Source organism: Candidatus Collinsella stercoripullorum, from assembly GCF_027669965.1.
Taxonomy (GTDB): Bacteria; Actinomycetota; Coriobacteriia; order Coriobacteriales; family Coriobacteriaceae; genus Collinsella; species Collinsella stercoripullorum.
In genome coordinates this window covers 33,058-54,862 of the sequence record NZ_JAQECM010000008.1, presented here as the reverse complement: position 1 = coordinate 54,862, position 21,805 = coordinate 33,058, and the positions used below count along the sequence as shown (strand labels likewise).

At 68.6% G+C, this 21,805-nt stretch carries 17 protein-coding genes and 2 pseudogenes; 12 read left to right on the top strand and 7 right to left on the bottom strand.

What is annotated here, in order from left to right; genetic code table 11:
- Positions 1–58: 58 nt before the first annotated feature.
- Positions 59–511, bottom strand: a complete 453-nt coding sequence (locus tag PHA29_RS03665) for a C-GCAxxG-C-C family (seleno)protein (RefSeq protein WP_270848146.1) — start codon at positions 509–511, stop codon at positions 59–61.
- A gap of 117 nt (positions 512–628) precedes the next feature.
- The gene (locus PHA29_RS03660) at positions 629–1,522 is read right to left on the bottom strand and encodes a LysR family transcriptional regulator (RefSeq protein ID WP_270848145.1); all 894 of its coding nucleotides are present in this window, start codon (positions 1,520–1,522) and stop codon (positions 629–631) included.
- 158 nt (positions 1,523–1,680) lie between these two features.
- On the opposite strand from PHA29_RS03660, the gene PHA29_RS03655 reads away from it, so the two are divergent.
- The 7 genes and pseudogenes from PHA29_RS03655 (at position 1,681) to PHA29_RS03620 (ending at position 11,270) form a co-directional block, all read left to right on the top strand.
- A complete protein-coding gene (locus tag PHA29_RS03655) occupies positions 1,681–2,733 on the top strand; it encodes a YeiH family protein (protein ID WP_270848143.1) in 1,053 nt (350 codons plus the stop codon).
- Positions 2,734–3,044: 311 nt separating this feature from the next.
- Positions 3,045–4,804 (top strand): annotated as a pseudogene (locus PHA29_RS03650) (DUF3825 domain-containing protein).
- 378 nt (positions 4,805–5,182) lie between these two features.
- Positions 5,183–6,217 (top strand): helix-turn-helix transcriptional regulator, encoded by a 1,035-nt coding sequence (locus PHA29_RS03640; protein WP_270574975.1) that lies wholly within the window; start codon positions 5,183–5,185, stop codon positions 6,215–6,217.
- Between the two features lie 202 nt (positions 6,218–6,419).
- Complete coding sequence (locus PHA29_RS03635) at positions 6,420–6,725, top strand: CDP-alcohol phosphatidyltransferase (RefSeq protein WP_270404183.1); 306 nt, start codon at positions 6,420–6,422, stop codon at positions 6,723–6,725.
- A gap of 193 nt (positions 6,726–6,918) precedes the next feature.
- Positions 6,919–7,500 (top strand): MarR family winged helix-turn-helix transcriptional regulator, encoded by a 582-nt coding sequence (locus PHA29_RS03630; protein ID WP_270848140.1) that lies wholly within the window; start codon positions 6,919–6,921, stop codon positions 7,498–7,500.
- A 73-nt stretch (positions 7,501–7,573) separates the two neighbouring features.
- Positions 7,574–9,355, top strand: coding sequence for an ABC transporter ATP-binding protein (locus PHA29_RS03625; protein ID WP_270848138.1), 1,782 nt, complete (start codon positions 7,574–7,576; stop codon positions 9,353–9,355).
- Entirely contained in the window at positions 9,339–11,270 is a 1,932-nt protein-coding gene (locus PHA29_RS03620; RefSeq protein WP_270848136.1) for an ABC transporter ATP-binding protein, read from the top strand. The genes PHA29_RS03625 and PHA29_RS03620 overlap by 17 nt, the downstream gene beginning before the upstream one ends.
- Before the next feature lie 116 nt (positions 11,271–11,386).
- On the opposite strand, the gene PHA29_RS03615 is transcribed toward PHA29_RS03620, so the two are convergent.
- The 4 genes from PHA29_RS03615 to PHA29_RS03600 all read right to left on the bottom strand — a co-directional run bounded on the left by PHA29_RS03615 (position 11,387) and on the right by PHA29_RS03600 (position 15,165).
- Positions 11,387–11,956: an NAD(P)H-dependent oxidoreductase gene (locus PHA29_RS03615; protein ID WP_270848134.1), complete on the bottom strand. Its 570-nt coding sequence runs from the start codon at positions 11,954–11,956 to the stop codon at positions 11,387–11,389.
- Between the two features lie 129 nt (positions 11,957–12,085).
- Complete coding sequence (locus PHA29_RS03610) at positions 12,086–12,973, bottom strand: alpha/beta hydrolase (RefSeq protein WP_270404190.1); 888 nt, start codon at positions 12,971–12,973, stop codon at positions 12,086–12,088.
- Positions 12,974–13,218: 245 nt separating this feature from the next.
- On the bottom strand, positions 13,219–14,058 hold the full coding sequence (locus PHA29_RS03605; protein ID WP_270404192.1) for an alpha/beta hydrolase: 840 nt from the start codon (positions 14,056–14,058) through the stop codon (positions 13,219–13,221).
- 159 nt (positions 14,059–14,217) lie between these two features.
- Positions 14,218–15,165: a PHP domain-containing protein gene (locus tag PHA29_RS03600; RefSeq protein WP_270848132.1), complete on the bottom strand. Its 948-nt coding sequence runs from the start codon at positions 15,163–15,165 to the stop codon at positions 14,218–14,220.
- Positions 15,166–15,650: 485 nt separating this feature from the next.
- Here PHA29_RS03600 and PHA29_RS03595 point away from each other — a divergent pair.
- From PHA29_RS03595 to PHA29_RS03580, 4 genes and pseudogenes are all read left to right on the top strand, one after another.
- Positions 15,651–16,709, top strand: a pseudogene (locus PHA29_RS03595) (arginase family protein).
- Positions 16,710–16,712: 3 nt separating this feature from the next.
- The gene (locus PHA29_RS03590; protein ID WP_270848130.1) at positions 16,713–17,822 is read left to right on the top strand and encodes a 1-propanol dehydrogenase PduQ; all 1,110 of its coding nucleotides are present in this window, start codon (positions 16,713–16,715) and stop codon (positions 17,820–17,822) included.
- A gap of 121 nt (positions 17,823–17,943) precedes the next feature.
- Positions 17,944–18,381 carry a cupin domain-containing protein gene (locus PHA29_RS03585; RefSeq protein WP_270848128.1) on the top strand — a complete coding sequence of 146 codons (438 nt, stop codon included), beginning with the start codon at positions 17,944–17,946 and terminating at the stop codon, positions 18,379–18,381.
- 374 nt (positions 18,382–18,755) lie between these two features.
- The gene (locus PHA29_RS03580) at positions 18,756–19,415 is read left to right on the top strand and encodes a DedA family protein (RefSeq protein ID WP_270404199.1); all 660 of its coding nucleotides are present in this window, start codon (positions 18,756–18,758) and stop codon (positions 19,413–19,415) included.
- A 58-nt stretch (positions 19,416–19,473) separates the two neighbouring features.
- Here the strand turns inward: PHA29_RS03580 and cysE are convergent, their stop codons facing one another.
- The gene (gene cysE, locus PHA29_RS03575; RefSeq protein ID WP_270848126.1) at positions 19,474–20,184 is read right to left on the bottom strand and encodes a serine O-acetyltransferase; all 711 of its coding nucleotides are present in this window, start codon (positions 20,182–20,184) and stop codon (positions 19,474–19,476) included.
- A gap of 270 nt (positions 20,185–20,454) precedes the next feature.
- Here cysE and PHA29_RS03570 point away from each other — a divergent pair, with 270 nt between their 5' ends.
- Positions 20,455–21,525, top strand: a complete 1,071-nt coding sequence (locus tag PHA29_RS03570; RefSeq protein ID WP_270848148.1) for a branched-chain amino acid aminotransferase — start codon at positions 20,455–20,457, stop codon at positions 21,523–21,525.
- The last annotated feature ends 280 nt before the right edge of the window (positions 21,526–21,805 follow it).

The following is a 21,805-nucleotide window of genomic DNA, read 5'->3' as shown; positions in this document are numbered from 1 at the left end:
GGGAAATTATCACCTGTCCCTATTTTCCCTACGGGAGAGTCCCTGCTCGTGCGTTTCGCTACGATTCAAGTTGGATGTCGAGCTCGCGGCAGAGGATGCGGGCGGTCTCTGCCGCCGCGAGGGCACAATGAGCTTGGCATTGGGCGATACGCTCCGCGCTCGTCCACTCCAGACCGCGCGTGAGGATGCGGCAGCAGGGCGTATGCCTGCCGGTTCCTCCGCAAAACGCGTCGTGCAATTCGGCGGCAACCGGCTTGGTACGTTCCTTGGTTTCCAGCATGAGGCCCAGAAACGCCACGCCGCCGGCGAGCGCACCGCAGATGCAGCCGGAGCCCCCGACGCCTTTGCCCATGCCGGCGCCCATGGAGACCACGGAACGCGGGAAGTCCGGCTCGAAGGCATCCCACAGCGCGGCGATGACCGATTCGCCGCAGTTCATGTGGTCCGGTCCGGGGCGATTGTTTGCTTTCGCCGCCGACTCGACGGCGCTGATGCTCACGCGGTCGCGCATGAGGTCCTCCTATCTCGATGGCAACCAAGGTAACGGCTGTGCGGTCACAACAATACCCCATCTGCCGTCGGGGTCCGCCATTGGGGACGGCAGATCGGGGTGCAGGGGCGCTGCTATCTAAGCCGTCGTCGAGGCATACGCCTGCCAGGAGCGGGCTAAGGCGCGGTAGCGCTCCGCGAACAGGCTGCCGCGCTGCCAGATGAGCTCGAAGTGGTGCTCGATGGACACATCGGCAGGCGTGACGTCGGCGAGCTCGCGTTCAGCAAGCTCGCTCTCCACGGCGGCGCGGTACAGAAACGAGATGCCCGCCCCGGCGCGAACGCACGCCTTGATGGCGGGGATGCTCGCAAGCTCGATGATGCCGGCGAAGTCGCGCACGGACAGGTTGCGCACGGCGAGATACCGCTCGAGGATCTCTCGCGTGCCCGACCCGGGCTCACGCAGGATGATCCGTTGCCCGAGCAGGTCCTCAAGGCGCGTGGCGTCGAACGCGTGCTGGGCGATCGCGACATAGGGCTCGCATGAAAAGACGGCATGGTCAAAGCGCGCGCGATCGAACGAGCCTTCCACCAGCGCGAAGTCGATGGATCCCGCCTCGATCTGTCCGAGCAGCTCCGTGGTGTTTTCCGCCTGCATAAGTATCTGGTCGTCGGGGCGGCGGGCCAGGTGCGCCGCCAGGATGCGCGGTGCTACGTAGTCGGCGACCGTGCGCGTGCATCCGAAGCGCAAGGGCGCCTGCACGGAGTCGTTTTCGTTGAGCGGGCGGAGTTCGCGTTGCAGCCGCTCCTCGTCGTTGGCCATGACGCCAAGCGCGCGGGACAGTTCCTCGCCGGCGGCGGTCGGCTCCACGCCCCGGCCCGTCTTGGCGAACAGCGCGCACCCGTAATGCTGCTCGAGCTGATGGATGTGCTGGGTCACCGCCGGCTGGGAGATGTGCAGCTCGCGTGCCGCGCGCGTGTAGCTGCGCTGCCGGTAGACGGCTAGGAATGTATGGACGCGGTAGTCGAGCATTCCGTCCCTCCGCTCTGTGCCGGGCCGGCCGCGGGCATCGTCGCGAACCCTCGTCATCACGAATCATGATGAGAGTATAAGCATATTGATGGAATAGATTATAACCGCAGGCAGTAGCATGGCATCCGAACCATAACGACGTGGGAAGGATGAGAGGCATGGAGCTCATCAAGGATTTCAAGGGTATGTGGAAGGGCGTGCTGTTCTGCCTGATCGTCGCCGTGCCCGCATGGCTGCTCGGCAAACAGTTCGAGGTCGTCGGGGGGCCGGTGTTCGCCATCCTGATCGGCATGGTGCTCGCGCTCGCGGTGCCCGCGCGCGCCGGCGAGCCCCTGCAGCGCGGCGTCAAGTTCACGTCCAAGAAGATCCTGCAGTACGCGGTGATCCTGCTCGGCTTCGGCCTGAACCTCGCCCAGATCGCCCAGGTCGGCGCCACGTCGCTGCCCATCATCGTCTCGACGATCACCACCTCGCTCGTCGTCGCCTTCGTGCTGTGCCGCGCGCTCAAGATCCCGGGCAAAATCTCCACGCTCATCGGCGTGGGCTCCTCCATCTGCGGCGGCTCCGCCATCGCGGCCACGGCGCCGGTCATCGACGCCGACGACGAGGAGATCGCCCAGGCCATCAGCGTCATCTTCCTGTTCAACGTGATCGCGGCGCTCGTCTTCCCCACGCTCGGCGGCATGCTCGGCCTCACCAACGAGGGGTTCGGCCTGTTCGCGGGCACCGCGGTGAACGACACCTCCTCCGTCACCGCCGCCGCGGCGGCCTGGGACGGCATGCACCCCGGGGCGAACACACTCGACGCCGCGACCATCGTCAAGCTCACCCGCGCCCTGGCGATCATCCCCATCACGCTCGCGCTGGCGTTCTGGCAGATGCGCCTCGCGCGTCGCGCCGCCTCCGCGGGCGAGGGCGCCGGCGAGGCCGCAGGCACCTTCGACCTCAAGAAGATCTTCCCCTTCTTCATCCTGTTCTTCGTGCTCGCCAGCGTCGTGACCACGGTGTTCGCCCTGCCCGCGGCCGTGACGGCCCCCATCAAGGAGCTGTCGAAGTTCTTCATCGTCATGGCGATGGCGGCGATCGGGTTCAACACGAACATCGTCAAGCTCGTGCGCACGGGCGGCAAGCCGATCCTCATGGGTCTCGCCTGCTGGGTCGCGATCGCCTGCGTCTCGCTGGGGATGCAGCACGTGCTCGGCATCTGGTAGCCCCTGCGCCCGAGCCGGCGCGACGGTCGGTGACAGGCGGGACGGTCCCCCGTGTCATGAAGGTCGCTCCTTCACGGCGCGGGGGACCGTCCGTTTGAGCGCCACGCGGCTCGGACGGTCGCGACGGCCGGGGCGGCCCCGTCAAGGCGCATCGCCGCGCGCCGCGCCACCCGCCGCCTTGCTCCGCCTGCCTCCATCCGCCGATTCCCCCTTTCGTCTCACCCCGTCGCAAATTAATCGACACCCTTCAGGGCACCGGGCGGGCATCCTCCCGTATCATCGATAGGGAACAGCGGGATGGACGAGAAGGGATGATGACCATGGCAGCTGCAGGAGACGCGAATGCCGACGCCAAGATCGTGCGGGAGATAACCGAGCAGGACAGCCGCCGGGTGTACCGGCTGCTGGCCGATGCGTACGGCTTCGATGCCCCGGCGCTGCTCGCCCATGTGAACGCGCTGCTCAAGAAGAACGGGATCGAGAACAAGGAGTACGGCTTCGCGAAGGCGCGGCCGTTCCTCGAGCGGATGTCCGTCGAGAACGGAGGCTTCCTCGAGCTCAGGGTCATCAGGACGAGCGAGACGGCCACCAACGTGGAGGTTCTCGTGCACCGTATGCCGGGATGGGCGGGCGGTCCCGTGGACTCCGCGCCGACCCCGGATCCCGTTTCCGCGCCGGAGCCCGACCCCACCCCGGCCCCGGCTCCCGCGCCGGGACCCGAACCGGCCGCGGACGCCGCAGGGCTCGACTTCGCCCCCGCCGTCCGTCGCGCCCTCGAGCTGCCCGACTACGTGCGGGCGCCGCTCTCCGACGAGCAACGCGCCGAGCTCGGCCCCGAGTTCTTCGCCTTCGCCTCCTTCCCCAACACGAGCAGGAGCTATCTGGCACCGGTCGCGCCCGAGGGCACCGACCTCGACAGGCTGCTCGAGGACGCGTGGGCCGCTGCCTGGGAGGCGTCCGCGCTGCGCACGTTCGGCGGCAAGGTCATATTCCCCCTGCCCTTCATGCGGGCCGACGGCATCACGCCCGTCGAGGTGAACCTGCGCCGCAGCAGCCGCGACCTCTCGAAGCCGTGGTACGTCAACTACATCGATTCGGAGGTCCGCTCGGTCGCCTCCGCATCGCCCTCCCGCGCGCTCGAGGAGTTCGCCTACCTCGGCACCTGGGACCAGTTCCTCGACGGGCTGGCGGCGAAGGCCCTCGATGAGGACTGGGGCGGGGACGTGGTCATCCGCGGCGCCGCGCACCGCCACCCCATCCTGAAGAGCTTCATCACCACGATCTTCTACCGCCTGAAGCAGGAGGGAAAGGTGCTCGAGTCGTCGGACGGGCAGTTCGCGGCCCTCAACACCAACCTCGTCGACCGCCGCTACGATGACGTGTACGCGGTGTTCGAGCGCAACACGTTCGCGGGGAAGCAGCCGTGGAAGTTCGCCTCCTTCTGCGTCGCCGCGGAGGGGTACTACGGCAAGCTGCTCGTCGACGCCTTCGCCCGGCTGCCCGAGCCCCGTCGTTCTTCGACGACCCGCGCGACCTGCTGTACGACCTGAGGCGCTCGCTCACCATCAGCCACCGGCACTTCCTGATCGACAACATCGACCGCCTGCCGCTCAAGTTCCTGCGCGGCGGCCTGCGCTACAACGACGAGGGCGTGGAGATCATCGACCGCATCGAGGCGTCGGGGCAGGACCGCGAGGGGAGGGCCGAGGCGTACCGCCGCCTGCGCACGGTGCTCGACGAGGACGACGACGCCTACGACGCGCTCAACAACCGGTTCAAGAGCGCCGTGGACCGCGCGCTCGCCCGGGTGCGCTGGAACTACAAGACGGCGATCCCCATGTACTACCCGCGCAAGAACAAGATGAGCCTGCTGCTCCCCATCTGCCTGCTGCGCGAGGGCCAGGCCGATGTCGCGCTCGTCGTCGAGCGCGTGCGGTCGCAGAACTACATCGGGCAGACGATCCTCACCATGCGGCAGGCGTATCAGGACGCGCGCCTGGTCTGCCGGCCGGACAGCGATTGGCTGACACCCGCGTCGCGGAGCGAGAACGAGGTCATCGAGGAGTTCTAGGGCCGCGGCGGCGAGGTCGCGGCCGCGACGGCATGGCGGCGCGCGGCGGCGCGGCAGCGGGGGCCGTCCCATCTGCCGCCGTCGATCGCCGCACGCCCCGCCCGTCACGGCACCCGGTCTGCCCCGTCTGAGGTGATAGGGCGTCTACCTGCGGAAAGCAACCGGAAGGCGCCTTCCGGTTGCCGGGATTCCGGGCAAAATGCAGCCCTGCGGTTGGTGGAACCGGTGCCGGCGCGCCCGTAGAGTGGACGGTGCCGGCAAGCAGCTGAACAGAAGCGTCTGCGGGCAGGGAGCCACCCCCATGCGAACCCGTATACTACCGGGGAGGGTCGGAACCCGAGCGGCCCGCAGGCGCCGATCCGATCGAAAGGCCCGACCATGAGCTTCCGCGACAACCTCCAGCACCTCCGCTCCACACGCAACATGACCCAGGAGCAGCTCGCCATGCTGCTCGGCGTCTCCCGCCAGTCCGTGACCAAGTGGGAGGCCGAGAAGAGCTATCCGGAGATGGACAAGCTCATCAAGATCTGCCAGATCTTCGGCTGCACGCTCGACGACCTCGTGACCGGGGACCTCACCGCGCGCGCCGCGGAGCCCGCCGCGTCGGTCCCCGCCGGCCCGCCGACCGATGTGTGCGGCTACGACGAGCGCCATCGCAAGCTCGCCTGGCAGGTCCCCACGGGCATCGCCTGCATCATCGCGGGCTCCGGCGTGGGGCTCGCCCTCGAGGGTGCCGGCGCGCTCGTCCCGGGAGGCGACGCGGACGCCCTGATGCTCCTGTGCATCCTCGTCGGCGTGCTCGCGGGCTTGGCGTTCCTCATCCCGGCGGGCATGGAGTACACGGCCTTCAACCGCGCGCATCCCTACATCGAGGATTTCTACACCGAGGAGGACCGCCTGGAGGCGCGCCGGGGCATGGCGCGCGGCTGCATCATCGGCATCGCGGACATCTTCCTGGGCGTCATCGCCCTGGTCGCGACGGACAGGACCGATTACGCCCGCCTCGGCATGCTCATCCTCATGATGCTCGTGGCGGCGGGCGTGTGGTCGATCGTCCACTTCGGCATGCTTCTGGGGCGGACCAACATCGGCGAGCGCAACCGCGAGATCGCGGACGACCTCGAGATCGAGGACATCGTCAGCGCGCAGGTCGACGACGAGGTGAAGCAGGCCCTGATGGAGCGTAAGCGGTCGGGCAAGAAGGTGGGCGCCATCTGCGGCGCCATCATGATCGTCGCGACCATCGTCGGCCTCGGGCTCCTGTTCGCCCCGGTTCTGACCTCGCCCGACCCGTCCGATTTCGACCCCGCGGGGACGAGCGCCATGTGGTTCTGGCTCGCGTGGCCCGTGGGCGGTCTGGTCTGCGGGATCGTCGCGCTGCTGATGGATGCGTTCGGGTCGAAGGACGCGTGACGGCGCCGGGGCGGCCCTGTCCGTCACCGCCCGCCATGCCGTCCGCCGTGAACCATGTGTCCAAAACGTGCAGAACGGCCGTTGCTCTAGCGTTTGGCCCCGCCCGCTGATTTGACCGTATGGGAAGCGCGCCGGACGGGTTTACTGGGGGTATCTGCAAGGCCAACGCGCCGCTTCGGCGCCCGACAGCTAGGAGACCGCCATGGGACTGAAAGCTGACGAGACGATATCCCTGAGCTTCGAGGAACTCCTCAACTACCTGCGTTCCAAGACCCGCGTGTTTATGGACGTCGACGGCGACCAGTACTACGTGACCCATACCGACGGCTACTGGCGCGTCCAGGATTGCTCGAAGCTGAACGGCAAGGGCCGTTTCACCGACTGCTCCGAACTGGTCACCACGCTGTCCGAGCTCGCCGAGCTCCCGTGGCGCGATGGCAAGAGCCTGCACGACCTGTGCGATTCCGCGACCTTCTACGAGTCGCTCCAGGAGGGTTGGGAGCTCTAGCCGCGCATGCGCGACCTTCCCCCGTCGCCCGCCGTCGCGACCCGTTCGCGGCGGCGGGCGTTTTTTCTGCGCGCCCACGCGGCATGGACGTCCGGCGGAGGCCCGAAAGACCCCCCGCGCCCCGTGTTGACGTATATCCGATATCGGACTACCATGGCGGCACAGTCACGCGATATCGAGGAAGGCGGTGCCCATGGAGCCCGAGCGTCAGCATGCGACCGGCGATTCCGCGACGGCCCGCGAGCCGTCCTTTCCGGATGCGGGGTCCGCGCCGAGCGACCCCAGGGAGCTCGACTGCCTCTACCTCGAGGCGGACCGCATCTACTACGGCTTCGCCCGACGATGCGGCCTGTCCAACTGCGCCTACTGGATGATGTACGACATCGAGCGCGCCGACGGCCCCATCGCCCTCGCCGACCTCACCAGCTCGTGGGCGTACAGCAAGCAGACCATCAACTCGGCGATCAAGTCGCTCGAGGCGCGCGGTCTGATCGAGCTCTCCTATGCGGAGGGCAGCCGGCGGAACAAGACCGCGGCGTTCACGGCAGCGGGCCGTTCGTTCGCCGAGCGCTACATCGTGCCCGCCCAGGATGCCGAGCGCCGCGCGTTCTGCTCGCTCGCCCCCGCCGACCGCGCCGCCATCCTGCGGGTCGCGCGCGCCTACACCCGGGCGCTCTCCGCCGAGCTCGAGCGCATGGAGGCCCTGCCGGAGGAGGACGGCCCGACGGCGGGCCCCGGCTCCCCGGTCTCGGCGCATATCGACCCCGGGCGCTGACCCGCCCCGCGGCACCGCGCCGCACCCCCCCCTGCCATAACGACCGCGCGAACCCATGTGAAGGGACGTCAGCATGAAGCTGCTCTGGAGGTTCCTCAAACCGCATCGGGCGCTGGTGGCCGTCACGCTGCTGGTGCTCCTCATCGACAACACGGGCACGCTGCTCGTACCGACGATGCTCGCCAACATGGTGAACACCGGTATCGCGAGCGGCAGCCTCGACCATATCGTGAGCGGCGGCGCGCTCATGCTCGGCGCCTCCATGCTCGCGAGCGGCGGCGCGCTGACCGGCGCCTTCCTGGCCGCGCGCCTCGCCGCCAACGTCGCGCGCGACATCCGCTGCGCCATCTACGACAGCTCCCTCGCGTTCTCCGGAGGGGATTTCGAGCGCTTCGGCACCGGGTCCATGATCACGCGTTCGCTGAACGACATCAACGTGATCCAGCAGTCCATCATCGCCACGATCCAGATGGTGCTGCCCCTGCCGTTCCTGTGCGTGGTCGGCATCATCATGGCCTGCATGATCGATATCCAGATGGGCCTGCTGCTCGCTGCGGTGACCGTGGTGGTGCTCGTCATCGCCGCCGTGACCATCAAGAACGCGGCGCCCATCTTCATGCGGCTGCAGGGGCTCATCGACCGCATGAACGTGGTGCTGCGCGAGAGCATCATCGGCGTGCGCGTGATCCGGGCCTTCACCAAGGAGCGCCGCGAGGAGCGCCGGCTGGACGAGGTGTTCTCGAACTACGCCGACTCGGCCATCAAGGTGAACATGATGTTCGCCGGCGTGGATGCGGCGAGCTTCCTGCTCATGAACTTCACCGAGGTCGCGGTGCTGTGGCTCGGCGGCGACCGCGTGGGCGCGCACGCCATGGAGATCGCGAGCATCTCGGCGGTGCTCGAGTACGCGATGCTCATCCTGTTCTACATCATGGCGGCCCAGATGGTGGTGCTCACCCTGCCGCGCGCGAAGGCGTGCCTGGACCGCGCGGCGGCCGTCATCGACCTCGAGCCGGAGATCCGCGACCCGCAGGGCGGCGCGGCGGGGGCCGCGACGGAGAGGCGCGGCGCCGCGGGAGGTGCCGGTGCCGCCGAAGCGGGGGAGGCCGTGGCGGAGTTCGACCATGCGACCTTCCGGTTCCCCGACGCGGACGAGGACACCTTGCACGACCTGCACTTCGCCTGCCGACGGGGCCAGACGACCGCGATCATCGGCTCCACGGGGTCGGGCAAGTCGACCGTCGCCAAGCTGCTGCTGCGCTTCCACGATGTGACGGACGGCGCGGTGCGCTTCTGCGGCGAGGACATCCGGGACATGAGCCAGGAGGACCTGCGGGCGCGGATCGCCTACGTGCCCCAGAAGGCCTGGCTGTTCTCGGGCACGGTGGCGAGCAACCTGCGCTTCGGCAACGAGGGCGCGGGCGAGGCGGAGATGCGCCATGCGCTCGACGTCGCCCAGGGGCACTTCGTCTACGAGCTGCCGGGCAGGCTCCAAGCCAAGGTCTCGCAGGGCGGCACGAACTTCTCCGGCGGCCAGCGCCAGCGCCTGTCGATCGCGCGCGCCCTCATGAAGCGCGCGGACCTGTACATCTTCGACGACAGCTTCTCGGCGCTCGACTTCAAGACCGATGCGGCCCTGCGCCGCGCGCTGCGGCCCGAGACACGGGACGCGGCGGTGCTGATCATCGCCCAGCGCATCTCGACCATCCTGCACGCCGACCAGATCGTCGTGCTCAAGGACGGCGTGGTCGAGGGTCTGGGCACCCACGACGAGCTCATGGAGACCTGCGAGGTCTACCGCGCGATCGCGGACTCGCAGATGAAGGGAGGCGGACGCGATGCCGGCAGCCGATAGGGAGCGCATGCAGGGCGCGCAGGACGTCCGCGGCGACGAGCGCGCGCCCCTGACCGGCGCCGCGACCGCCCCCGAGAGGCCCGACGCAGTCCCGGCCGATCCGGGCTCCCCCGAGTCCGACGCCCCCGAGTCCGAGGTCCCGCGCGACGCCGCGGCCACGGTGCGCCGGCTGTGGAGCGAGGCGGCGGGGCAGCGCTGGCGCTTCGCCATCGTGCTGGTCTCGGTGGTGTTCTACACCGGGTTCAGCGTGGCGGCGCCCGCGTTCTCGGCGCGCGTCATCGACGTGCTGTGGGCCGACATCCAGCAGGCCTTCGCCGAGGGCCGGCCCTTCGTGGTCGACTGGGGGCACGGCGGCCGCGAGATCCTCGTCTACCTGGGGATCTGGTCGGCGGCCTTCGTCTTCTACGCCACGCAGACCTTCACCATGGCGGGCTTCGCGGAGCGGCTGAACCTCGCGCTGCGCAACCGGATCGCGCGCAAGCTCAACCGCCTCCCGCTCGCGTTCTTCGACGCGCACAAGCCCGGCGAGATCGTGAGCCGCGCCACCAACGACCTCGACAAGATGTCCGAGGTGCTGCAGACGGGTCTTCTGCGCCTGTTCACCGCGGTGGGCAGCGTGGTGGGCGCCATCGTGATGATGTTCGTCTACAGCCCGCTTCTGGCCTGCATCTTCCTGGCGTTCTCCGCGGTCTCCATCTGGCTGACGAAGGTCGCGGCGCGCAAGACCCTGGCGCTCGCGGCGGCGCGCCAGGCGTGGGTGGGCCATCTGACCGGCGCGGTCGAGGAGGCCTACAGCGGCCGCGTGATCATCCGGGCGTTCAACCGCGAGCGGGCGAGCTCCGGTGAGATCCACGGCCTCGCCGACAAGCTCGCCGAGGCGAGCTGGAAGGCCGACTTCCTCACCAACGCCGCGGGCCCCGCCATCCGCTTCGTCGGGCGTCTGGCCCAGGTGATCATCGCAGTCATCGGCTGCGGGATGCTCGTCGCGGGGCGCCTCACCGTGGGCACCTTCCAGGCGTTCTTCCAGTACATCATGCAGGCGAGCGAGCCCATGACGCAGATGTCGATGACGGTGAACACCCTGCAGAGTGCGCTGGCGAGCGTCGAGCGCGTCTTCGACATCCTGGACGAGCCCGAGGTCGAGCCCGATCCCGCTCCGGAACTCGCCCTCCATGTGCCCGAGCCGGTGCGCGGCCGGGTGTCGTTCGAGCACGTGCGCTTCGGCTATCGGCCGGACAAGCTGCTCATGCACGACGTCTCGTTCACCGCCGAGCCCGGGCAGAAGATCGCCATCGTCGGCGCGACGGGCGCGGGCAAGACGACCCTCATCAACCTGCTCATGAGGTTCTACGAGGTGAACGGCGGCCGCATCGCGCTGGACGGCGTGGACACCCACGCCATGAGCCGGGCCGAGCTCCGGCGCAATTTCGGCATGGTGCTGCAGGACGCCTGGCTGTTCGACGGGACCATCGCGGAGAACATCGCCTACGGCAAGCCGGATGCCACGCGCGAGGAGATTGTGCGCGCGGCCAAGATGGCGCATGTGGACTTCTTCGTCCGCACGATGCCGGCCGGGTACGACACGCACGTGGCGAACGATGCCGAGAACATCAGCCAGGGCCAGCGCCAGCTGCTCACCATCGCGCGGGTGATCCTCACGGATCCTAAGATCCTCATCCTGGACGAGGCGACCTCGAGCGTGGACACGCGCACCGAGCACGCCATCGTGCGCGCGATGGAGAACCTGACCGCCGGGCGCACGAGCTTCGTGATCGCGCACCGCCTCTCGACTATCGTGGACGCGGACCTCATCCTGGTCATGAGCGCGGGCACCATCATCGAGCAGGGGACCCATGCCGAGCTGCTCGAGGAGGGCGGCGCCTACGCGGCGCTGTACAACTCGCAGTTCATGTAGGGGCTGAGCGCGGCATATGCCGATACGGGGACGCGCCCGGGCGCCATGATGCGCCCGGGCGCGTCCTATCTGCCGTCATCCGTCGCGTCGGCCGCCGATGCGGGCCGCGCCGCGGGTCACAGCGCGCGCAGCCAGGAGATGTAGGACGAGGCGCTCCGCTCGAGCTCCCCGTCTGAGAGGTCGCCCTCCGTGCCGAACAGGGTGAACGGCTCGGGTTCGCAGGACGCTCCCACGTAGTTGGCGGTGGCGCGGAAGGGGATGATGACCTCGCTCGGGGTGAACCCCACGGTGCCCTCGGCGCGGTAGTTGGCCTCGATGTCGCCGGCGCACATGGCCACCGCGAAGCGCTTCCCGGCGAGCTTGCGCCCCGGTTCGCCGGGGGCGGCCTGCTCGCCGCCGTAGGCCCATCCGAACCCGTAGACCTCGTCGGTCCACGTGCGCAGCAGGGCGGGCGCGCTGTACCAGTACACGGGGAACTGGAACACAATCAGGTCGTGCTCCTCGAGGGCGGCCCGCTCCGCGGCGACCGCGGCCTCGTCCAGGACGCCGTCGGGGTACAGGGCGTACAGGTCGCGAACGTCGAACTCGTCGGGGAAGCGGTCGAGCTCGGCTGCCCAGCGCCTGTTCACCCGGCTCGCGCCGGAGAGGTCGGGGTGGGCGATGATGACGAGGGTGCGCGCGGGCATGGCGGCTCCTTTGTTTCGTGGCGGGTCATCGGGGACATGGGAAAATAGGGACAGGTGATTTTTTCCCAATCGCCCGATGGGCGGGGGAAAAAATCACCTGTCCCTATTTTCCCATGTCCCCGCCCTCGGTCAGTCGTTGTCCTTGAGTACGAACTTGCCCTCGTCGGGCGGGCGCAGGCTGGTGATCCCGGTGTAGTCCACATTCGCCGAAGACGGCTTCATCTCGCCCGGCGCGTACCAGTCGAGCGCGCAGTCGATCCAGGCGTTCCAGAACGGCCACTCGTGACTCCCGATCTCGGGCTCCCAGTAGGTCACGTCGAACCCGGCCTCCTTGAGCAGCCCCACGACCTCGCGGTTGTTGCCGCACAGGTTGTCGTGCTCGCCGCATGCGCCGTAGAACCTGGGCTTTGGCAGTTCGGGGTCCTGCTTGAAGCGGTCGATGAGGGTCACGTAGTCCTTCTCGGAGCCGATCACGGTGTCCAGGTTGCCGAACCACCGCTCGTAGTACTTGCGCTTGCGCGGCGAGTGGGACTCCACGGCCTCGAGGACGCGGTCGCGCATGAAGGCGCCGGACAGGGCGATGATGGACCCGAAGCGGTCCGGCCGGAGCAGCCCGTTGATGAGGGCGGTGTACGCGCCGATGGAGATGCCGGCGAGCGCGGTGTCCTCGCGCTTGCGCGACAGCGGGAGCAGGTGGCGCGTGACGTCGACCAGCTCCTCGCTGATGAACTTGCCATGCCACTCATTGATCTCGGGTTTGTTGAGGTACAGGCCGTCCTCGCCCGACGGCATGATGACCGCGACGTCGCGCGCCTCCGCCGTCTCGACCACATGGGTCTTGTCGATCCAGTCGTAGTCGCGGCCGAACAGGCCGTGCAGGAGGTACACGGTGCGGTACGGGCCCTGCCGGCGCTTGGCGCGCTTGCTGCCGTCCATCTTGTCCACGGGGACGACCGCGGTGAGGACCACGTTGCGCTGGAGGTAGTTGGAGTAGAAATCGACCTTGAGCAGTGCCATTGCAGATTTCCCCCTCTGGGCACGGTTGGATGCGGCTCATCGCCGCATGTGCAGGCGCATCTTCAAGTTATACCCGAAAGCGGGCGGACGGGGGGTCGGCCGTCGCCGACGCATCGACCGGCGGGGCCGATGCGTCCGGGAAGGCCGTCTCGTCCGCCTCGTCCGAGCGGGCGAACGGGCTGGCGCCGGGGCCGGCGACCGCGGGGCGACCGGACGGCCCGGGTCGGCGGCGGGCGCGCGTCCCGCTACCCGCGCGGCAGCCAGTCGAGCGCCTGCGGAAGCGCGGCGTTCCAGAAGTCCCAGTCGTGGCCCCCGGCCATCTCGCGCTGCTCGACCTCGATGCCCGTGCCGCGCAGGCGCGCCGCCAGCACGCGGTTGGGCTGGGCGAGCGGGTCCTGGCTCCCCCAGGCCATGAACACGCGCGGGCGCGGGCGGTCGCAGTAGACCACGTCGGCGGCGAGGCGCGCGGGGTCCTTGTCGGAATCGACCACGCGGTCCAGGTCGCCGAAGATCGCCTCCAGGAACGGACGGGACAGGAAGAACGGCTCGTCGCGGATCAGGGCGTCGAAGTTGTCGATGATCATGGCCGAGGACAGCGCGATGATCGCGCCGAAGTTCTCGGCGTACTTGAAGCCGTTGCGCAGCGCGCCGTAGGCGCCCATGGAGATGCCGCCGATGAACATGTCCTCGCGGCGCTCGGACAGCGGGAACATGCGGCGCACGACATGGGGCAGCTCCAGGCCCACGAAGCGGCCGAAGTAGTTGTGGGTCTCGGGGCTGTCGATATAGAAGGCGTTGTAGCCCGAGGGCATGACGACGGCGATCCGGTGCTCGGAGGCCCACTTGGTGATGCGCGTCTCCGAGATGATGTCGGTGTGGTTGCCGTTGATGCCGTGGAGCAGGATGAGCGTGCGCAGCGGGGCGGTCCGGGGCGGGTAGGGGGCTGCCTCCCAGGTATGCGGGTCGCGGCGCAGCGCGGCGTCGACGGCCCAGGCGTCGTCGGGGTTGTCGAAGGGGAGGATGACGTTCAGCGTGGTGGTGCGCATGAGCGAGGAGGAGTAGTAGTCGACGCTGATGCTTGCCATAGGGCCTCCTTTGCACGTCGGCGCAGCCGACGGTGGGTGCGTGATACCTCTGCGAAGTATACGCCATCGCACCGACCCCCTGCGGCGGGCGACCCCTCCGGAACGCGCGCTGATGGGTTGAAACGAACCCGTCCCCAACCAGCCCCTCGGCGGGTCCGCTCAGCGTGCGGGGGCCGGGGCCGCCAGCTGCCAGTTCTGGCCCAGGGGGACCCGGTGCCAGCTGCCGTCGGCGCGCGGGATGTCGAACGTGCGGTAGCCGCACTCGTGCGCGAACGCCTGGGCCTCGAGGATGCCCCAGCACACATGGCTCTGACGGTGCGCGTCGGACCCGAAGGTGATGGGCACCCCCGCGCGGCAGAAGCGCTCGAGCAGCCTGCGGGTGGGGTAGTAGTCGAGGACGCGCTTGCGCTTGCCGCCCGTGGAGACCTCGATGCGTCGGCCGGTGTCGTGGGCGCACTCGACCATGCGGTCCCACAGCGGGGGCAGGTCCCCCGTGGGCGCGTAGCCCTCGTTGGCGAAGCGCATGGCGAGATCGGGGTGGGCCATGACGTCGAAATCGAGCGGGCTCTCGCATGCGCGGCACCAGTCGTCCACGTAGCGGCGCCACACCTCGTCGGGGCCGAGCTCGTCCCACAGATGGAGGTCGTCCTTGTTGTCGATCCACCCGCAGCCGGTGCCGGGGGTCCCCGCCGGCTCGACGCTGCCCTCGGGCACCATGCCGGTCGATCCGGCGCGGATGTCGCCGGGGTCGCCGATCCAATGGACGCTGCCCAGGCGGATGACGGCGCCCTCGCTCCAGCGGCGCACGTTGTCCTCGCACCCGCGGTACCAGTCGCACTCGAAGCCGTACACCAGCTCCATGTTCGGGGCGATTTCGGCGGCGAGCTCGCACGCCTCCTCGAAGGCGCGCCGGCGCGCGGGGAGGTCGGCCTCGCTCACCATGGCGTCCCCCTCCGGGTCCATGGAGACGGGGAGGGTGAGGTGGTCGGTGAAGGCGAGCACGCGGCAGTCGTTCGCCGCGGCTGCGGTCAGCACCTCCGTGAACGTCGACTCCCCGTCGGAGAAGCTGGTGTGCGTGTGGCAATCGACGATCGGGATACGCGACATGGCGCCTTCGGCTCCTTTCCGCAGCGAACGCGCCCGTCCGGGAAAGGGCGGGCGGCATCCGCATTGTATGGCTTACGGTGGGGCGTGGGGCTCGGGTCGCAGACGGGTAACCGAAACCTGACAGGTTTCTTACAACCCGGTGGCGATGTGCCCGTACCCTAGTGCACGCTCGCGATCCCGTCAACCGGGTCGCCGCCCGCGGCCCGTCACCGGCCGCTCGCCATCGCGCCGTCGTCGGCATACGGCTCTGACCTGCGCCTTTTCCGTTTACGGGCGAATACCGTCCGTTCACGGAGGGCGGATTTGACCTTTGTGTAGCACAAGCATCGAAGCTGTGGTCAGCGCGGAAGGGGCTCCGCGCTGCAGAAGCGATCGGCCGCGCGCAGACACAGCGGCGCCTCGGGGTCCGCGCCCCGCGGGTACCGGTGCGCGCAGCGGATCGAGACGGACGAGCGCTCACGCGCTCACGAGCACTGAAAAGAGTGATGGTCGTGTCCAAGCATTACAAGCCTAAGAACTCTCTCATGTCTCCGCGCTTCTCCGGCGTCAAGACCTTCATGCGCATGGAGCTCGTCGAGGACGAGTCCGTGCTCGACGATGTCGACTTCGCCGTCCTCGGCATCCCCTTCGACACCTGCGCGACCTTCCGCGTCGGCTGCCGTCAGGGACCGGCCTCCATCCGTGAGATGTCCGCCCTCGCCGCCAAGCCGTACAGCGGCCCGCTGGGCGTCGACATCTTCGAGGAGTGCTCCGGCGTCGACTACGGCGACCTGGGCTCCGTCCCCGGCTACGTCGAGGACTCCTTCGACGTCATCAAGAAGGGCATGCTGCCCATCTTCCAAAAGGGCGTCGTCCCCGTCGCCATGGGCGGCGACCACTCCGTGACCCTGCCCGAGCTGCGCGCCTGCGCCGAGGTCAACGGCCCCGTCGCCCTCATCCACTTCGACGCGCACTACGACACCATCGACAAGTACTTCGGCAAGGACTACACCCACGGCACCCCGTTCTACCATGCCGCCAAGGAGGGCCTGGTCGACACCTCCAAGTCCATCTAGGTCGGCATCCGCGAGGGCCTCTACGGCCCCGAGGACCTCACCCGCTCCTCCGATCTGGGCTACGCCGCCATCAAGGCCGACGAGCACCACAAGATCGGTAACGAGGCCGTCATCGAGCGCATCATCGAGCGCGTGGGAGACGCCAAGGCCTTCCTGACCTTCGACATCGACTACCTCGATCCCGCCTGCGCCCCCGGCACCGGCACCCCGGTCCCCGGCGGCTTCACCACCGCCGACGCCGAGGTCATCGTGCTCGTGCAGGACTGCACGGACGACACGTGCATGTTCGCCCCGGGCTTCGCCACGATGTTCGGCAAGCCCACGGTGGGCCTGGTGAGCAAGGTCGACATCGCGGAGAGCGAGGAGGCCATCGAGCAGGCGCGCGAGAAGCTCGAGCTGGCCGGGTGCGACCGGATCTTCTATATCAGCAACAAGGATCGCCGCGGCGTCGACGACGTCAAGGCCTACATCGGTCTTTCGGAGGAGTAGACGATGGACACGTTCGTTTTAGGGGCGCAGATCGCAAGCGGTGCGGGCGCGCTGGACAAGCTGCTCGAGCTGTCGTGCGACCGCGCGGCGGTCGTGTGCGACCCGTTCATGGCGAAGTCGGGCGCCTCACACCAGGTCACCGACCGCTTGGATTCGATCGGCTGCACCTGGGAGCTGTTCGACCGCGTGGTGCCCGACCCCACAGTCGACGTGGTGAGCGCCTGCGTGTCGCTGTTCATGGAGGTGCGCCCCACCTGCGTGGTCGCGCTCGGCGGCGGCTCGGCCATCGACACCGCCAAGGCGGCGAGCTACATCTACACGCGCACGGCCCAGGTCGACCGTCCGCTGTTCGTCGCCGTTCCCACCACGAGCGGCACCGGTTCCGAGGTGACGAGCTTCTCGGTCATCTCCGACCCCGAGGCGGGCGTCAAGTACCCGATCGTCTCGGACGAGCTCCTGCCCGACCACGCGATCCTGGACCCCGAGCTCACCCGCACCGTCCCGCCCACGGTGACGGCGGACACCGGGCTCGACGTGCTGACGCACGCGCTCGAGGCCTACGTCGCCACCGATGCGACCGACATGTCCGACGCGCTCGCCGAGAAGGCCGCCGCCGTGGTGTTCGAGTGCCTGGAGCACGTCGTGGGGCACGGGGACGACATCGCGGCGCGCGAGCGCATGCACAACGCCTCCTGCATGGCGGGCGTGGCCTTCAACAACGCCGGCCTCGGCCTGTGCCATGCCATGGTGCACGCGCTGGGGGCGCAGGTCCATCTGCCGCACGGCCGCTGCAACGCGCTGCTGCTGCCCCATGTCATCCGCTTCAACGCGAAGGACCCCGCGGTGTGCGCCCGCTACGCCCGCATCGCCGCGCGCGTGGGGTGCTGCTGCCATACCGACGCCGTGGCGGTCGAGGGCCTCGTCCGAAAGATCGAGCAGCTGATGCGCGCCGTGCACGTCGCGCCGGCCATCGAGGACGAGGAGCGCCGCGCGCTCGCCCGCGAGAAGGTCGACGTCATGGTCGCCAACGCGCAGAAGGACCGCTGCATGCCCACCAACCCGGTGAGCGCCTCCCCGGAGCAGATCGCGGAGCTGTACCGCGCCATCTGCTAGCCCGCGGCGGCCGGGTGCCGCATCCGCCGCGCGCCCGTCCCCGACGCGGGCGCGGCGGGGACGCCGCCCGGCGTGAGGCCCCCGCGCGACGCGCCCCATCGAGACAGGAAAGGTGATTCCCATGGAAATGAGCCAGGACGTTCTGAAGTCGCTCGTCGAGAACGTCGTCCGCGCGACGCTCGAGGCGTGCGCGTCGGACGCGCCCTACAAGCATGTCGACCCGAGCGGGATTATCGGCATCAAGACGTCCCGGGTCGCCCTCGAGCCGTTCGAGGGCCGCTCCGACGTGCTGCTCGCCGACGTGACCACCCTGGAGGAGGCGCCCCGTATGGGCTGCGGCATCATGGAGCTCAAGGATGCCGCGTCGTTCGAGTGGACGCTCACTTACGACGAGTACGACATCGTGCTCGAGGGTACGCTGGAGATCGAGATCGACGGGCGCGTCGTGTCCGCCGCCCCCGGCGAGATCATCTACATCCCCAAGGGCAGCCACATCCACTTCCAGACGCCCGACCACGCCAAGTACGTGTACACGGTGTTCCCCGCGGACTGGCAGTAGGGCTGCGCCGGAGGCCGGCTGCACCGGCTGAAGTCCGCGAACCGTTTCAAGAGGCCCCCGTGCGGGGTCGAGCCGCTTGCGTGCCCAGGCGGCTCGGCTCCGCACGGGGGCCTTTTCCGGCGGGCGGGGGCGCCGCGGCGTCATGGCGCGGGGGCGTCCTGCCCGTCACCATATCGCGCCCGCCTGCCGGCCGATGCGCCGTCGCGTCGTGGTTTCCTGTAGTTTCTGTCGGCGGTATTCGGTTTTCGGCGGACGGGCCCGCGCCCCGTCGGCGCCTTGAGTACCATCAGCCGCGTTCGATGTGGTTCCCACCGGGTCGGCGCGCGGTCGGCGCGACCGGGCCCCGGTGGCGCGGCGTGACGAGAGAGGCCCCCATGCAAGAGGCGTTTTTTTCCTTCATCAGCAGCTTCGGATACCTCGCGGTGTTCGGGCTCATCTTCCTGGAGAACGTCTTCCCGCCCATTCCGAGCGAGCTCATCCTGCCCCTGTCGGGCTTCCTGGTCATCCAGACGAGCATGGAGCTCCCCCTGGTGATCGTCGCGGCGACGGTCGGCTCGGTGACGGGCGCCTTCGTCCTCTACGGTATCGGCAGGCTGCTGTCCCAGGACCGCCTCGAGTCGTTCTTCGACACCCGCCCCATGCGCCTTCTGGGCTTCCATTCCGGCGACGTCTCCAAGGCGATCGGCTGGTTCGACCGGCGCGGGCAGATCACGGTGCTGCTGTGCCGCTGCATCCCGGTGGTGCGCAGCCTCATCTCCATCCCCGCGGGCACGGCCAAGATGAACCTGGCACGCTTCAGCCTCTACACGCTGATCGGCTCGGCGGTGTGGAACACCGTCCTGTGCAGCCTGGGGTACGCCGCCGGCGGCGCCTGGGAGACCGTGACCGCGCAGGTCGAGGGCTTCTCCGACATCGTCAAGGTCGTCCTGATCGTCATCGCCGTCATCGTGGTGGCGTTCTGGGTCGTCAAGCGCGTGCTGCCCGCCGTGCGCGAGGGGCGCGGCTCCTCCGAGGGCACGCGCGACGGCGAGTAGCCCCGGCAGCGCCGACGGGCCCGGGGAGCCGTATCGGCGCCTCCGTAACGGCGCCTTCCTAGCCCTTTGAATCCGATGTGAGCACGTGGACGAGCTCGGTCAGCTCGGCCACCTGCTGCTCCAGCGTGCGGATGCGCCGCGCGTTCTCCGCGATGCACTCGCGGTTCGCCATCGACGCCTCCTGGACGGGGTCGGGCATGTTCTCGCGATGGCGCTTGGCGTCGAAGGTCGCGTTCATGACGCGGCACCCGTTGCGCCGCACGACGCGCCCGGGGACGCCCACCACGGTCGAATCGGGCGGCACGTCCTTCACGACCACGGAGTTGCCGCCGATGCGCACGTTGTCGCCGATATGGATGTTGCCGAGCACCTTGGCCCCGCTGCCGACGGTGACGTTGTCCCCCAGCGTGGGGTGGCGCTTGCCCGTCTCGTTGCCCGTGCCGCCCAAGGTGACACCCTGGTAGAGGGTGCAGTTGTCGCCGATGACGGTGGTCTCGCCGATGACGACCCCCATCGCGTGGTCGATGAACAGCCGCCGCCCGATCTGCGCGGCGGGGTGGATCTCGACGCCGGTGAAGAAACGGGTGACCTGGGACATCACGCGGGCGAGACCGCGCATCCGGTGGTTCCACAGCCAGTGCTCGGGCGTGTGCGCCCACTTCGCATGGAGGCCGGGGTAGGACAGGAAGATGACCAGGCCGTTCTGCGCGGCGGGGTCGTTGGCCCGGACCGCGGCGATATCCTCTTTGATGGTGGTGATGAAGCCCATCGAGCCCTCCCTCAGCCTCGCGATGCGTTAAGTATAGCGAAATACTAGGGTTTATCGGCCCTCGCCCTCATCCTGAAACAACGGAGGCCCCCGCGGCCCGCCCGCGCATGTCGGGCGCCCGGAGCGCGCCGTCATCCACGTTAAGCTTTAGCGGCGTAAAGAAAAACCGCGCCGGGCACCGTGCGCGGGAGTAGAATCAATCTCACGCGCACGGCGCGGCGCCCCTCCCGCGGGGCGTCGCGCCGCATCGCGCCCACATGCCACCTCGTCATCTATGCGGAGAAGAAGGAGCATCCCATGGCGGTTGAGAAGAAGGATATCGATTGGGGCAGCCTCGGGTTCGCCTATCGTCCCACGGACTACAGCTACGTGTGCACCTATCGCGACGGCGCGTGGGAGGAGGGCGGCCTCACGACCGACCACTCGCTCACCCTGTCCGAGTGCGCGGGCATCTTCCACTACTGCCAGGAGGTCTTCGAGGGTCTCAAGGCCTACACCACCAAGGACGGCGACATCGTCTGCTTCCGTCCCGACCTCAACGCGAGCCGCATGGCGGATTCCGCCCGCCGCATCGTCATGCCGCCGTTCCCCGAGGACAAGTTCATCGAGGCCGTCAAGATGGTCGTCAAGGCCAACGAGGCCTGGGTGCCGCCCTTCGGGTCGGGCGCCACGCTCTACATCCGCCCGTTCATGGTCGCCACCGGCGAGGTCATCGGCGTCGCCCCGGCCGACGAGTACCAGTTCCGCATCCTCGTGACCCCGGTGGGGCCGTACTACTCCGGCGGCGTCAAGCCCGTCGCGGTCAAGGTGCCCGAGTACGATCGCGCCGCGCCCCACGGCACCGGTGCCATCAAGGCGGGGCTGAACTACGCCATGAGCCTGTACCCCAGCGTCCAGGCCCATGCCGAGGGCTTCGCCGACAACATGTTCCTCGACCCGCAGACCCATACCTACGTGGAGGAGTCCGGCGGCGCCAACTTCCTGTTCGTGGACAAGGAGGGCACGCTCGTGGTTCCCAAGTCCGCGACGGACTCCATCCTGCCGTCCATCACCCGGCGCAGCCTGGTGCAGGTCGCCGAGGAGATGCTCGGCATGCGCGTCGTCAAGCGCCAGGTGGCGTTCTCCGAGGTCGAGTCCGGCGCCTTCGTCGAGTGCGGCATGTGCGGCACCGCGGCGGTCATCAGCCCGGTCGGCAAGGTCGTGAACGGCGACGAGGAGATCGTCTTCGCGAGCGGCATGGAGGAGGTCGGGCCCGTGATGCGCAAGCTGCGCGAGACCCTGACCGGCATCCAGGACGGCGAGATCGAGGGTCCCGAGGGCTGGATCCAGAAGGTCTGCTAGCGCCCCGGGGCGCCCTGCCCCGAGCGGCCCGCGGATAGGTTCGACGCGCGCCGGCGTCCCGAGATGGGCGCCGGCGCGCTTTTCGTGACGATATCGAGACGGTCTGGGGCATCGGCTTCAAGCTGCGCAGCCGACGGCCCGAGGGCGACGATGTCGGCGGCTTGTGATACAAACCGACCCCCTTTGTCAAGCGGCTCCGGGTTCTGCATAATGGAGGGGTCTCTTGCGTCCTGACGCAACACACCCCAATCGCACCACCTTCCCTCGGGAAGACGCAGAA